Raw genomic sequence first — 12,760 nt, 5'->3', positions numbered from 1 at the left:
GCAGGAGGGGGGATCGGTGCTTCGCGACCCGGGACCGTGGCAGCGGTCGGGAGGCGCGGCGTGCGTGAGCCGATGCGCTCACCCCCGGCACGGGGCCGGGTGCGGGAGGAGGAGGCCCGGACGCGTCCTGGCGGACGCGACCCGGGCCTCCAGGCCGACTAACCGACCGACTGCGAGACCTGGTCCTGCGCGGTCTGCAGCGCGGTCTTGATGTCGCTGTCCGACACCGTGCCGCCGGTCGCGATCTTGGCGAACATGTCGTTCATCGCCTTGCCGACCGTCGACTCGAACTGGTCCTCGGCGGGCACCAGCGGGAGCGGCTTCGCCTTGTTGTTGTAGATGTCGAGGAACGTCTTCGTCTGCTCGTCGGTGACCGAGTCGGCGGCGGAGGCGAGCACCGGCAGTGCCGAGTACGGCTTGTCGAGCGTGGTCTGGGTCTCCTCGCTCGTCATGAACTTGACGAACTTCAGCGCACCGTCCTTGTTCTTCGTGTTCTTGAAGATCGAGAGGTTGATGCCGGCCGGGAAGGACGCGATGTCCTCCGCACCCTGCGGCGCCGGGAAGGGCACCACACCGAAGTCGTCGGCGGACATGCCGTTCGACGTGATCGTCGCGTTGGCGTTGTTCTGCGTGAGCATCATCGCGGCCTTCTTGTTCGCGAAGTCCGAGACCGCCTGCGTGCCGTTGTCGTACTGGGCGTTCGAGGTGTTGACGACCTTGTCCGACTGCATCAGGTCGAGGTAGCGCTTGATGCCGTCGACGTTCGCCTTCTGGGTGAACGTCGGCTTGCCGTCCTTGTCGAACCACTCGCCGCCGTTCTGCGCCGAGTTGATGAACGCGAAGTGCGCGTTCTCGGTGTACGACCCACCGGCGATGGTGAAGCCGTACTGGTCGCCGGAGGTCAGCTTCTTCGCGTCCGCCGTCAGGTCCTCCCACGAGGTCGGGGCATCGAGACCGGCGTCCTTGAACATCTGCTTGTTGTAGTAGAGCCCGTACGCGAGGCCGTAGAGCGGGACGCTCGTGACGGTCTTGCCCGGAGCGCCACCGGTGGAGAGCGCGACCTTGCCGAACTTGTCGGCGCCACCGATCGCCTGCATCTCCGAGTCGCCGAAGTCCTGGAAGGCGCCGGTGGCCTGGAGCGAGGTCGCCCAGGTGTTGCCGATGTTGACCACGTCGGGGCCCTGGCCCGAGGTGACGGCGGTGGTGATCTTCGTCTGCAGGTCGTTCCAGCCGATGACCTGGAGGTTCACCTTGATCCCGGTCTCCTTGGTGAACTTCTCGAGGACGGGGGTGAGCACCTCCTTGTCGTTCTGCAGGGACGTGCCCTGGTTCGACGCCCAGTACGTGAGCGTCTTCGAGTCGCCGGAGGAACCGGACGACCCGGAGGAGCAGGCCGCCAGGCCGGTCACGGTGAGTGCCGCGGCCGCGGTGATGGCCAGTGCGCGGATGGCAGTGCGCATGACTCTCTACTTTCTCGTCGTTGAGATGGTGCTGAGGGTGGTGCTGCTGTGTCGGGTGCGGGGTGCAGCCGGTCCCGCGTGCGGACCGCGACGGTGCGGCCCGCGGGCGGGTCAGAGGGTCTGCTCCGCGGGGTCCCAACCCTCGGGGAGGGTCGGGGAGGGCTCGACCGTGCTCTCGACGAGCACGGTCTCACCACGTTCGGCGGCCTCGGCGATGGAGACCATCACGTCGAGGACGTGGAAGGCGAGGGCGCCGGGGACCCGGTTCTCCCGCCCGGCACGGATCGAGCGGGCGAGGTCCACCACGCCGGTGCCGCGCGAGTAGGTGGAGCCCACGGCGGGGATCGTCTCGGGCTCCTCGGCGCCGTGCGCGTAGAGCTCGGTGTCGCCGTCGAAGTTGTTCGGGTCCGGGAACACGACGGTGCCCTGCTCCCCCGCGATCTCGACGAAGCCGGTCCGGCCCCGGTCGGACTCGAACGAGAACACGCTCTGCGCGCTCGCGCCGCTGGCGAACTGGATGAGCGCGGAGTGGTTCGTCGGCACGTCGACGGGGAACTCGGTGCCCGCCTTCGGGCCGGAGCCGATCGTGCGCGTGGCACGGGACCTCGACGCGGTGGCCGTGACCTTCTCGACCGGACCGAAGACCTGCACGAGCGTGGTGATGTAGTACGGGCCGATGTCGAACAGCGGACCCGCGCCGTACGCGAACAGGAACTCGGGGCTCGGGTGCCACGACTCCGGGCCGGGGCTCTGGAAGAGCGTCAGACCGTTGAGCGGGGCGCCGATCCGGCCGTCGCGGATCGTGCGGAGCGCGGTCTGCAGGCCGGCACCGAGGAAGGTGTCCGGTGCGACGCTGACGGTCTTGCCGGCAGCGGCCGCGGCGTCGCGGAGCTGCGCGGCGCTCGTGCGGTCGAGCGCGTAGGGCTTCTCGCCCCACACGTGCTTGCCGGCGGCCAGCACCTGCAGCGCGACCTCGACGTGGGCGGCGGGGATGGTCAGGTTGACGACGATCTCGATGTCGTCGTCCGCCAGGAGCTGCTCGACGGTCCCCGACCCGGGGACGCCCCACTTCCCGGCCTGGGCGGCGGCGCGGTCGAGGTCGATGTCGGCGATGAACCGGACCTCGACGTCGGGGAACACGGTGAGGTTGGACAGGTACTGGTCGGAGATGACGCCGGCGCCGATGACGCCGACCCCGACCGGACCGGTGCGCTGCGTGGTCGTCCCCTGCTCACCGGCCGCCGTGGTGGTGTCGGTCATGCGCGGACGCCCTCGAGGAACGTGTACGAGTCGGTGACGGCCTGGAAGACGTCGCCCTCGTGGTCGTCGAGCTCGACGACGTGCTGCGCGTCCGGTGCCGCGGCGACGATGTCGCGGATCGGCATGACGCCGTTCCCCACGGCGACCTGCCGCTTGTCGTCGTGCGAGCCGTCGCCGTCCTTGACGTGCAGGAACCGCACCTTGTCGCCGTACCGGCCGATGACCGCGACCGGGTCGTCGCCGCCGACCGTGACCCAGTAGGTGTCGAGTTCGAGCACGACGTCGTCGGACAGGGCGTCCGCGAACACCTGGTAGGCGCTGACCCCGTCGATGCGGTTCGAGAACTCGAACGCGTGGTTGTGGTACCCGAGCACGAGCCCGTGGTCGGCGGCACGGGGGGCGAGGGTGCTGAGCTCGCGGGCGATCGCCTCGACGTCCTCGCGGGTCGTCCAGCGGGCCTCGTCGATGTGCGGGTCGATGAGCGTCTGCATCCCGATCGTCGTGCTGGCGTGCATGATGCGCTCGAGGTCCTGCTCGCCGGCGTCCAGCAGCCGGGCGTGCCCGCTCGGTGCCCGCAGGCCGGCGTCGGCCAGGGCGTCGCGCAGTTCCTCGGCGTGCTCGACGTACCTGAAGGCCTCGACGTTCGTGTAGCCGATGGAGGCGATGCGGCGGAGGGTGCCGGGCAGGTCCGCCGAGAGGGCGTCGCGCACCGTGTAGAGCTGGACCGAGAGGGGTTGGGTCACCAGGGGTTCTCCTCGTCGAGATGGTGGATCGTCACTGATCGAGGGGAACACTATGGCCGCTTCTGTCGGCGGTCAAGCAGAAGTTGCGAGCTCCTCGACAACCTTCGTTGCGTGGCGCGATCGATGTGTGCTTCACTCCCGGCATGGTCGACTTCACCCGGACGGCAGCGTCGCCTCCGGTCGGGACGAGCGAGCTCTTCCAGATCCTCCGCGACGGCGTGCCGCGGACCCGGGCGGAGCTGGCCGCCCTGACGGGACTCGCACGCTCGACGATCGCTGTGCGCCTCGACGCCCTCATCGACGTCGGGCTCGTCGGCCCGGTCGAGACGGCAGCGTCCACCGGTGGTCGCCCGCCCGCGCGGGTCGCGCTGGTGCCCGGCGCCCGACTGGTGGTCGCCGCCGACCTCGGGGCCTCGCACGGACGCGTCGCGGTGACGGACCTCACCGCCACCACCCTCGCCGTGCGCGAGGCCCGCATCGACATCGCCGCCGGCCCCGTCCCGACGCTCACGTGGCTCGTCGAGACGGTGGACGTGCTGCTCGACGAGGTCGGTCGGTCGCGCGACGACGTCATCGCGATCGGCATCGGCGTCCCCGGTCCGGTCGAGTTCTCCACTGGACGCCCGGCGAACCCGCCGATCATGCCCGGGTGGGACGGCTTCGACGTCCCCGGGTGGCTCCGCGGACACGTCGCGGCCCACGTCCTGCTCGACAACGACGTCAACATCGCGGCCCTCGGGGAGCGCCAGCACGGCTGGCCGGACGTCGACCACCTGCTCTTCGTGAAGGTCGCCACGGGCATCGGCTCCGGGATCGTCTCGGACGGGCAGCTCCGCCGCGGCGCGCAGGGCACGGCCGGCGACATCGGGCACGTCCGGGTCTCGCGCGCCGGGGACGTGCCGTGCCACTGCGGCAACACCGGCTGCCTGGAGGCCGTGGCGTCCGGCCCCGCCATCGCCCGTGCCCTGCGGGCGAAGGGCCACGACGTGCACACGAGCGGTGACGTCATCGACCTGGTGAACCGGGCCGAGCTCGACGCCATCGGCGCCGTGCGGCAGGCGGGCCGCGACATCGGCGAGGTCCTCGCCACGTGCGTGTCCCTGGTCAACCCGTCGGTCATCACGCTCGGCGGGTCCATCACGCGCGCCGGGGAGCACCTGCTCGCCGGCGTCCGCGAGGTCGTCTACGCCCGCTCCACGCCCCTCGCCACCGAGCACCTCGTGATCGCGCAGTCGCGTGCCGGCTCCGTCGCCGCACTGCAGGGCGCTGCAGCACTGGCGATCGGCTACGCGCCCTCCCCCGCCGGGGTCGACGAGCTCGTGGCGTACGCCGAGGGACGCGCGCTGGTCTCCTGACGGCGGAAGGAGCGCGCGTCGGTTACCACCGTGTCGGCGCGCGGGGTGAGAATCGTCGGGTGACGATCGTGCAGCCCACCCTGTGGGGCGACCTGGACCCCGGCCTGGAGGAGCGCCCCGCGCCCGCCTCGCCGGTCCCGTCCGGTACGCGGTCCGCCGCGGCCTCCGGTGCGTTCACCGCGCTCCGCGGGCACACCGACCGCATCGTCGCGCACTCGTCGGACCGCGTCGCCTGGCTCCGGGCGAGGGCGATGGGCATCACCGCGACCGACGTCGCCCGGCTCGCCTCGCTGCGCGCCGTCGAAGCCGTCGTCGCCGACAAGCGCTACGGCTCCCGGTTCTCCGGCAACGCGTTCACCGAGCACGGCAAGGACCGCGAACCGGTCATCGCCGCCTGGGTCGCGGCGACGCACGGCATCGAGCCCTCGGCCCACCTGTTCCACGCGAGCACGAACCGCGCCCACCTCGCCACACCGGACGGGGTCGGGTACGACGCCTCGCAGCGACTCGTGCTCGCCGAGATCAAGACGACCGGCAAGGGCTGGCGCAGCATCCCGCGGCACTACCTGCGCCAGGTGTGGTGGCAGCAGTACGTGCTCGGCGCCGACCGCACCCTGTTCGTCTGGGAGCGTCACGACGAGTTCGTCCCGGTCGCCGACGAACCCGAGTGCCGGTGGGTCGACCGCGACGACGACCAGATCCGTGGACTCGTCCAGCTCGCCGACCTGGTGCTCGACAAGCTGCGGGCGTTCCGCGTCTAGACGCGCAGGGTCCGCAACCGGCTGATCCCGATCACCAGGATGCCCGTGAGCGCGATGAACACCCCGATGCCGAGGCAGTAGAGCGCGACCACGCCGTACCCGAGGGACGGCGACAGGAACGGGTACGGCACCCAGCCGTCCGTCGCGCCGCGGACCAGCACGACGACGAGCCACACGGCCGGGTAGACCAGGAACCACCACACGTGCCGGAGCCGGAGCCGGGCACGGTCGGAGAAGAGCAGCCAGTCGAGCACGATCCAGACCGGCACGACCCGGTGCAGCACGTCGTTCGACCACGACACCGAGGTCGAGACGTCGACGTTGGTGAGCAGGGTGTTGTACACGAGGCCCGTGGTGGCGATGTACACCGTCGCCGCCGCGCGCAGCAGGCTCACGACGAGGTCGGCGCGCTTCCGACGGGCGGCGGACACGAGGGCGACGGCGAAGGCGACCGCCACGAACACGTTCGACTGGATCGTGAAGTACCCGAAGAAGTTGAACGGCGAGTACTGCGGCGTGCGCATGCTCACGAGCCACTGCGCCACGATCGCGACGACGACGAGGATGACCACGACGAGGCGCAGGGAGTTCACGAGGGTCCGCACGAGCCCACGCTATCCGGCCCGGGCCCGGGAACGCAGGAAGGCCCGCACCGTGGTCGGTGCGGGCCTCCTGGGACTGATCAGTGGATCAAATGGCGTTGACGTCGAGCGGGATGGCCTTCGTCAGCGCAGCGCCGAAGGTCGTCAGATGGCGTTGACGTCCAGCGGGATGCCCGGGCCGAAGGTCGTCGAGACGGCGCCCTTCGTGATGTAGCGGCCCTTCGAGGCGCTCGGCTTGAGGCGGACGATCTCCTCGAGCGCGGTCGAGATGTTCTCGTCGAGCTGCTCCGGGGTGAACGAGGCCTTGCCGACGACGAAGTGCACGTTGGCGTGCTTGTCGACGCGGAACTCGATCTTGCCGCCCTTGATGTCGCCGACGGCCTGCGCCACGTTCGGCGTCACGGTGCCGGTCTTCGGGTTCGGCATGAGGCCACGCGGGCCGAGCACCTTGCCCAGACGACCGACCTTGCCCATGAGGTCCGGCGTCGCGACGGCGGAGTCGAAGGCGGTGTAGCCCTCGGCGACCTTCGCGATGAGCTCGTCGCCACCGACCTCGTCGGCACCGGCGGCGATGGCGGCCTCGGCCGCAGCGCCCACGGCGAAGACGATGACGCGGGCGGTCTTGCCCGTGCCGTGCGGCAGGATGACCGTGCCGCGGACCATCTGGTCAGCCTTGCGCGGGTCGACGCCGAGCTTCAGCGCGACCTCGACGGTGGAGTCGGTCTTCGCCGAGCCGGTCTCCTTCGCGAGGGCGACTGCCTCGCTCGGGGTGTAGAACTTGTCGGCCTCGATCTTCGCGGCCGCGGCCTGGTAGGCCTTGGACTTCTTCGCCATGGTGTTCTCCTTGCAGAGCTACGTGGTTGACGAGCCGGCGAGGCTCTCCCACGGAAGGGGTGAGGGGGTGTGCCTGGTCAGGCGGAGACTTACGCCTCGACCGTGATGCCCATCGAGCGCGCGGTACCAGCGATGATCTTCGCGGCCTGCTCGATGTCGTTGGCGTTCAGGTCGGCCTGCTTGGTCTCGGCGATCTGACGGACCTGGTCCATCGAGATCTTCGCGACCTTGACCGTGTGCGGGGTCGACGACCCCTTCTGCACGCCCGCAGCCTTCTTGATGAGCTCGGCAGCCGGCGGGGTCTTGAGGACGAACGTGAACGAACGGTCCTCGTAGACGGTGATCTCGACCGGCACGACGTTGCCACGCTGCGACTCGGTCGCGGCGTTGTACGCCTTGCAGAACTCCATGATGTTCACGCCGTGCTGACCGAGCGCAGGACCGATCGGCGGGGCCGGGTTGGCGGCGCCCGCGTTGATCTGCAGCTTGATCAGGCCCGTGACCTTCTTCTTCGGTGCCATGGTGTGCTTCCTCCTGGAATCGAACGCACGGGGTCCCGTGCACTCTCCCGCTGGTCCGGCGGATCCGGACCGCGGTGAAGCCCCGCACGCTGGGCGCGCGGGGCCAAACCTCAGTAGTCTACCCGATCCTCCAGACCGGGTCGACGGGTGGGGACGACCTAGAGCTTCGTGACCTGGTCGAAGCTGAGCTCGACCGGGGTCTCGCGCTCGAACAGCGAGACGAGGACGGTGAGCTTGCCGCTCTCCGGCTTGATCTCGGAGATCGAACCCGGCAGGCCCGCGAACGAGCCCTCCTTGATGGTGATGGTCTCGCCGATCTCGAAGTCGACCTCGGCCTGCGGCTGCGCCTGCGCGGCACCGCTGGACTTGCCGCCGCCCTTGGTCGGGGCCGCCTCGGCGACCTGGACCAGCGACTTCAGCATGCCGAACGCCTCGTCGAAGCGCAGCGGGGTCGGGTTGTGCGCGTTGCCGACGAAGCCGGTGACACCCGGGGTGTGGCGCACGACGGACCACGAGTCCTCGTCGAGGTCCATGCGGACGAGCACGTACGAGGGGATCCGGACGCGGGTGACCAGCTTGCGCTGCCCGTTCTTGATCTCGACGACGTCCTCCATCGGGACCTCGACCTGGTAGATGTAGTCCTCCATCGACATCGAGACCATGCGGTTCTCGATGTTCGACTTCACGCGACGCTCGAAGCCCGCGTAGGAGTGGATGACGTACCACTTGCCCGGCTTCATCCGCAGCTCGGCCTTGAAGGCCTCGTACGGGTCGACCTCGGCGGGCTCCTCGTCGGCGTCGTCGGCATCGAGGGCCTCGTCGGCGGCGAGCGTCTCGTTCGCGTCGGCGGCGGCGGCGTCCTCGAGCTCGGACTCCTCCTCGTCCTCGACCGCCTCGACGGCGGCCTCGGCCTCGTCGGCGGAGTCGATCTCGAGCGCGTCGTCCACGACGGCGTCGGCCTCGGGGTCGCGGGACTCGGCCAGGGCCGTCAGGGCCTCGTCGATCGAGGTGTCGACCGTGCCGTCGTCGGGCTCGTCGCTCAGACCGAGGGAGTCGTCGTCCTCGTCCTCGACGGAGATCGCACGCTCCTCGACGGACTCGACCGAACGGGCCTCTGCGGTCTCGACGTCACCTTCCTGGTTCTCCTCGACCTCGGAGGACTGCTCGGCAGCCGTGGCGAGGTCGATGTCGTCGCGGGAGTAGTCAGACACTGCGGTTCTTTCCGTTCGGTGGTGCGGATCGGGTGGTCGGCCGGAGCGGTGCGCGTCGGTCGACGTCTCGGTGGCGACCGTACTCCTGTCGGGATCCGGTCAGGCCAGCCGCCGTCGGGCCGACCACCATCGGGCCGGCCGCCGTCGGGTCAGACCGTGGGACCGTTGCCGAAGACGTAACCGACGCCGAGACCGAAGACGAAGTCGAGGATCGAGACGAGGATCATCATGACGACGACGAAGACGAGCACGACGCCGGTGTAGCTGAAGAGCTCCTTGCGCGTCGGCGTGACGACCTTGCGGAGCTCGCCGATGACCTGGCGGATGAAGAGCGCGATGGCGGCGAACGGCCCCCCGCGCGCGGCGCGGTCGGCCTTCGCCTTCGCGACGACGTCGTCCGTCGTCGTCTCCATGTCCTTGCTCGCCAACTTCACACCTTCCGGAACTTGCAGGGCGGACAGGACTCGAACCTGCAACCTGCGGTTTTGGAGACCGCTGCTCTACCAATTGAGCCACCGCCCTAGAGGGGACGAACCCCTCGGGGCACGGAGCGAGACCGTTCCGTGCGCCGGTGGTCGAGTGTACGGGAGTCCGTCACACGCTGTCCACTCGGCCGCCGCCACGGCGTGCCGCGTCGGTAGGCTGGTGGCCGTGAGCACCGCAGCCCCCGGCCCCGAGTCCACCGCCCCCGAGTCCGCCCCGACGTCCACCGGAGCGAGTACCGACCACCCGCGCATCGCCTCGCGCATCGCCGCGATCGCGGAGTCGGCGACCCTCAAGGTCGATGCCAAGGCCAAGGCGCTCAAGGCCGCCGGCCGCCCGGTCGTCTCGTTCGCCGCGGGCGAGCCTGACTTCGCGACCCCGCAGCACGTCGTCGAGGCGGCCGTCCTCGCCGTGCAGGACCCGGCCAACCACCGGTACACGCCGGCCACGGGTCTGCCGGAGCTCAAGCGCGCCGTCGCCGAGAAGACCGCGCGCGAGTCCGGCGTGACGGTCGACCCCGCGCAGGTCATCGTGACGAACGGCGGCAAGCAGGCCGTCTACCAGGCGTTCCAGACCGTCGTCGACGCCGGCGACGAGGTCCTGCTCCCCGCGCCGTACTGGACCACGTACCCGGAGGCGATCCGGCTCGCGGGCGGCACCCCGGTCGAGGTCTTCGCCGGCAGCGACCAGGAGTACCTGGTCACCGTGGAGCAGCTCGAGGCCGCCCGGACGCCCCGCACCAAGGCCCTGCTGTTCTGCTCGCCGTCGAACCCCACCGGGTCGGTGTACTCCGCCGAGCAGACCCGGGCGATCGGTGAGTGGGCGCTCGAGCACGGCATCTGGGTGATCAGCGACGAGATCTACCAGGACCTGGTCTACGACGACGTCCGGTTCACCGGCATCCTCGAGGCGGTCCCCGCCCTCACCGACACCACCATCCTGGTGAACGGCGTCGCGAAGACCTACGCGATGACCGGCTGGCGCGTCGGCTGGTTCATCGGCCCGGCCGACGCCGTGAAGGCCGCGTCGAACCTGCAGTCGCACCTGTCGTCGAACGTCGCGAACGTGTCGCAGCGTGCGGCGATCGCCGCGCTCACCGGTCCGCAGGAGCCGGTCGCGGCCATGCGCGAGGCGTTCGACCGCCGTCGCCGCGCGATCGTCGAGGGGCTCAACGCGATCCCGGGCTTCGTCACGCCGACGCCGAAGGGCGCCTTCTACGTCTACCCGGACGTCACCGCGCTGCTCGGTCGCGAGTGGGCCGGGTCGACCCCGACCACGACCCTCGAGCTGGCCGACCTGATCCTCGAGCACGCCGAGGTCGCGGTGGTCCCGGGTGAGGCGTTCGGCCCGTCGGGCTACCTCCGCCTGTCGTACGCGCTGGGCGACGAGGACATCGCCGAGGGCGTGCGTCGCCTGGCGGCGTTCTTCTCCGCGTGACACGGACGACGGCCCGCCTCCGGCAGGAGGCGGGCCGTCGGTCTGCCGGGAGGCGCGTGGCCCGCCCGGTGGTCAGCCTGCGGCGAGCAGGTCGCCGACCACGACGGGCTCCGGTACCAGGGAGACGCCGAAGCGGTTGAGCACCGTCACCTGCACGTAGCGGGCCAGCTCCGCGACCTGCGCGGCCGTCGCGTCGCCGCGGTTCGTCAGGGCGAGGGTGTGCTTCGAGGAGATCGCGGCGCGCGACCCGGGCACCGCGTACCCGCGGTGCACCCCGGCGTGCTCGATGAGCCAGGCGGCGCTGAGCTTGACGTCGTCGCCGGCCGGCCACCGGGGCGCCTCGGTCGGCAGCGTCTCGGCGAAGGCCGCGGACACGATCGGGTTCGTGAAGAACGACCCCGCGCTCCACGTGTCCGGGTCGGCGTCGTCGAGCACCATCCCCTTCGAGGACCGCAGGCGCAGCACCGTCCGCCGGATCGTGAGCGGGTCGACGGGCGTGCCGAGCTCGACGCCGAGCGACCCGGCGAGCTGGGCGTACCGGACCGGGACACCGGCGTCCGCCGCGGCCCCGAGCCGGAACTCCACGGTCAGCACGACCCCGCGCCGCCCGTGCTTCAGGGTCGAGGTGCGGTAGCCGAGCGCCAGCTCGGCCGCGTCCACCCACGCGCGGTCCCCCGTCGATGCATCGAGGAACTCGATCCGGGTGAGCACGTCGGAGAGCTCGACCCCGTAGGCGCCGATGTTCTGCACGGGGGCGGCACCGACCGTGCCCGGGATGCCGCTCAGTGCCTCCAGACCGGTCCAGCCGTTCTCGACGGTCGTGGCGACGAACCGGTCCCACGGCTCACCGGCCGCGACGCGGACGGTGACGCCGTCGTCGTCGGGGTCGGCCTCGAGCCCGTGCGTGCGGACGAGCACGACCGTGCCGGCGAAGCCGTCGTCGGCGACGAGCAGGTTGCTGCCGCCGCCCACGACCAGCCACTCGTCGTCCTGCCACGCGGTGTGCGCGTGGGCGACGAGTTCCTCGGTCGTGTCGGCGGTCAGGAGCGTCGCGGCGGGTCCGCCCACGCGGAACGTGGTCAGGTCGGCCAGCCGCGTCGACACGGTCAGCGGAACACCACCGTGACCTGCGCCTTGCCGAGCACGGTCTGCCCGGCGGCGGTCACGGTCAGGTCGATGCGCTGCGGGCGGCCCTGGTCGTCCACCGTGCCGACCTTCGCGACGACGCCGACGGTGGCGCCCTGCTCCGGGTCGACCACGACGGGGCGGGTGAACCGGACGCCGTAGCGCTCGACCCACCCGGTGTCGCCGAGCCACTCGGCGACCGGCTGCACGGCGAGGCCCATGGTGAGCATGCCGTGCGCGAGGACGCCGGGGAGCCCGACCGACGCGGCGACGTCGTCGCGGTAGTGGATCGGGTTGAAGTCGCCCGAGGCGCCGGCGTAGCGGACGAGGGCGTCTCGGGTCAGGTGGACCTCGCGCTCGGCGACGACGGTGCCGACCTCGAGCGCGGTGGCGGGTGCGGTGGTCATGCGTCGTCTCCTCGGACCACGAGGGTGGAGGTCGCCGTGACGACGTGCTCCCCCGTGGCGTCGTCCATCGTGCTCTCGGCCGTCACCATGGCGTTGCCGCCCAGGGTCTTGACGCTCGTCACCGTGAGGGTCGCGGTGAGCTCGTCGCCCGCCACGATCGGTCGGTCGTACGTGAAGGACTGCTCGCCGTGCACGACGCGCGAGAAGTCGATGCCGGCGTCGGGCTCGGCGAGGAGCTGCGCGAGGGTGGCCTCCTGCACGACGACGGCGAAGGTCGGCGGCGCGACGACGTCGGCGTACCCGGCGGCGCGGGCGGCCTCGGGCTCGTGGTGGATCGGGTTCGTCGCGAACACGGCGCGCGAGAACTCGCGCACCTTCTCGCGACCGACCAGGTAGGGCTGGGCCGGCGGGAACGTCCTGCCGACGAGCTCGGGGTTCACTGACACGGACGGCAGTCTACCGAGCGCCCGCGACACGCCCCTGGTCGTGAGGTTGCATCGGCTATGCTCGTCGCACGGCTTCCGGGGGGAGGTCGGGCAAGACTCCGGGTTCGGGGAGGAA

14 protein-coding genes and 1 tRNA gene are annotated in these 12,760 nt (G+C 70.8%); 3 read left to right on the top strand and 12 right to left on the bottom strand.

The genetic code is table 11. The features are described from left to right. Nucleotides 1-158 precede the first annotated feature (158 nt). The 3 genes from Cus16_RS08130 to Cus16_RS08120 all read right to left on the bottom strand — a co-directional run bounded on the left by Cus16_RS08130 (nt 159) and on the right by Cus16_RS08120 (nt 3,463). Nucleotides 159-1,460, bottom strand: a complete 1,302-nt coding sequence (locus tag Cus16_RS08130) for an extracellular solute-binding protein (protein WP_069712143.1) — start codon at nt 1,458-1,460, stop codon at nt 159-161. A gap of 111 nt (nt 1,461-1,571) precedes the next feature. Further along, nucleotides 1,572-2,720, bottom strand: a complete 1,149-nt coding sequence (locus Cus16_RS08125; protein ID WP_069712142.1) for a Gfo/Idh/MocA family protein — start codon at nt 2,718-2,720, stop codon at nt 1,572-1,574. Continuing rightward, the gene (locus Cus16_RS08120) at nt 2,717-3,463 is read right to left on the bottom strand and encodes a sugar phosphate isomerase/epimerase family protein (RefSeq protein ID WP_069712141.1); all 747 of its coding nucleotides are present in this window, start codon (nt 3,461-3,463) and stop codon (nt 2,717-2,719) included. The genes Cus16_RS08125 and Cus16_RS08120 overlap by 4 nt, the downstream gene beginning before the upstream one ends. 143 nt (nt 3,464-3,606) lie before the next feature. On the opposite strand from Cus16_RS08120, the gene Cus16_RS08115 reads away from it, so the two are divergent. Further along, nucleotides 3,607-4,818, top strand: a complete 1,212-nt coding sequence (locus tag Cus16_RS08115) for an ROK family transcriptional regulator (RefSeq protein ID WP_069712140.1) — start codon at nt 3,607-3,609, stop codon at nt 4,816-4,818. A 59-nt stretch (nt 4,819-4,877) separates the two neighbouring features. After that, entirely contained in the window at nt 4,878-5,579 is a 702-nt protein-coding gene (locus Cus16_RS08110) for a YqaJ viral recombinase family protein (protein ID WP_069712139.1), read from the top strand. Here the strand turns inward: Cus16_RS08110 and Cus16_RS08105 are convergent. From Cus16_RS08105 to Cus16_RS08080, 6 genes are all read right to left on the bottom strand, one after another. Then, a complete protein-coding gene (locus Cus16_RS08105) occupies nt 5,576-6,184 on the bottom strand; it encodes a Pr6Pr family membrane protein (RefSeq protein WP_069712138.1) in 609 nt (202 codons plus the stop codon). The genes Cus16_RS08110 and Cus16_RS08105 overlap by 4 nt on opposite strands. A gap of 141 nt (nt 6,185-6,325) precedes the next feature. Further along, nucleotides 6,326-7,015, bottom strand: coding sequence for a 50S ribosomal protein L1 (gene rplA, locus Cus16_RS08100; protein ID WP_069712137.1), 690 nt, complete (start codon nt 7,013-7,015; stop codon nt 6,326-6,328). 89 nt (nt 7,016-7,104) lie between these two features. After that, nucleotides 7,105-7,536 carry a 50S ribosomal protein L11 gene (gene rplK / locus Cus16_RS08095; RefSeq protein WP_017888638.1) on the bottom strand — a complete coding sequence of 144 codons (432 nt, stop codon included), beginning with the start codon at nt 7,534-7,536 and terminating at the stop codon, nt 7,105-7,107. 158 nt (nt 7,537-7,694) lie between these two features. Then, nucleotides 7,695-8,747: a transcription termination/antitermination protein NusG gene (gene nusG / locus Cus16_RS08090; RefSeq protein WP_069712136.1), complete on the bottom strand. Its 1,053-nt coding sequence runs from the start codon at nt 8,745-8,747 to the stop codon at nt 7,695-7,697. A 149-nt stretch (nt 8,748-8,896) separates the two neighbouring features. After that, entirely contained in the window at nt 8,897-9,160 is a 264-nt protein-coding gene (secE, locus tag Cus16_RS08085; RefSeq protein ID WP_411266605.1) for a preprotein translocase subunit SecE, read from the bottom strand. A 36-nt stretch (nt 9,161-9,196) separates the two neighbouring features. Then, nucleotides 9,197-9,269, bottom strand: a tRNA-Trp gene (locus Cus16_RS08080). A gap of 129 nt (nt 9,270-9,398) precedes the next feature. On the opposite strand from Cus16_RS08080, the gene Cus16_RS08075 reads away from it, so the two are divergent. Next, nucleotides 9,399-10,667 carry a pyridoxal phosphate-dependent aminotransferase gene (locus Cus16_RS08075; protein WP_189319559.1) on the top strand — a complete coding sequence of 423 codons (1,269 nt, stop codon included), beginning with the start codon at nt 9,399-9,401 and terminating at the stop codon, nt 10,665-10,667. Between the two features lie 72 nt (nt 10,668-10,739). On the opposite strand, the gene Cus16_RS08070 is transcribed toward Cus16_RS08075, so the two are convergent. Genes Cus16_RS08070 through Cus16_RS08060 form a run of 3 tightly spaced genes read right to left on the bottom strand, consistent with a single transcriptional unit; the run spans nt 10,740 to nt 12,645 of the window. Beyond that, nucleotides 10,740-11,777: a UDP-N-acetylmuramate dehydrogenase gene (locus Cus16_RS08070; RefSeq protein ID WP_069712328.1), complete on the bottom strand. Its 1,038-nt coding sequence runs from the start codon at nt 11,775-11,777 to the stop codon at nt 10,740-10,742. Then, nucleotides 11,774-12,199 (bottom strand): MaoC/PaaZ C-terminal domain-containing protein, encoded by a 426-nt coding sequence (locus tag Cus16_RS08065; protein ID WP_069712134.1) that lies wholly within the window; start codon nt 12,197-12,199, stop codon nt 11,774-11,776. The genes Cus16_RS08070 and Cus16_RS08065 overlap by 4 nt, the downstream gene beginning before the upstream one ends. Further along, nucleotides 12,196-12,645, bottom strand: a complete 450-nt coding sequence (locus tag Cus16_RS08060; RefSeq protein WP_083263847.1) for a MaoC family dehydratase N-terminal domain-containing protein — start codon at nt 12,643-12,645, stop codon at nt 12,196-12,198. Before Cus16_RS08060 ends, Cus16_RS08065 begins: the two co-directional genes overlap by 4 nt. Nucleotides 12,646-12,760: the final 115 nt, after the last annotated feature.

It is taken from the genome of Curtobacterium sp. ER1/6, assembly GCF_001742745.1.
GTDB classification, from domain to species: domain Bacteria; phylum Actinomycetota; class Actinomycetes; order Actinomycetales; family Microbacteriaceae; genus Curtobacterium; species Curtobacterium citri.
This window is presented reverse-complemented; position numbering and strand designations above follow the sequence as displayed.

What these genes read in the sequence shown, in the direction of transcription:
- Cus16_RS08125 (WP_069712142.1), bottom strand. Translation starts at nt 2,720, where the DNA reads ATGACCGACACCACCACGGCGGCCGGTGAGCAGGGGACGACCACGCAG.
- secE (WP_411266605.1), bottom strand. Translation starts at nt 9,160, where the DNA reads ATGGAGACGACGACGGACGACGTCGTCGCGAAGGCGAAGGCCGACCGC.
- Cus16_RS08130 (WP_069712143.1), bottom strand. Translation starts at nt 1,460, where the DNA reads ATGCGCACTGCCATCCGCGCACTGGCCATCACCGCGGCCGCGGCACTC.
- rplK (WP_017888638.1), bottom strand. Translation starts at nt 7,536, where the DNA reads ATGGCACCGAAGAAGAAGGTCACGGGCCTGATCAAGCTGCAGATCAAC.
- Cus16_RS08115 (WP_069712140.1), top strand. Translation starts at nt 3,607, where the DNA reads ATGGTCGACTTCACCCGGACGGCAGCGTCGCCTCCGGTCGGGACGAGC.
- Cus16_RS08065 (WP_069712134.1), bottom strand. Translation starts at nt 12,199, where the DNA reads ATGACCACCGCACCCGCCACCGCGCTCGAGGTCGGCACCGTCGTCGCC.
- rplA (WP_069712137.1), bottom strand. Translation starts at nt 7,015, where the DNA reads ATGGCGAAGAAGTCCAAGGCCTACCAGGCCGCGGCCGCGAAGATCGAG.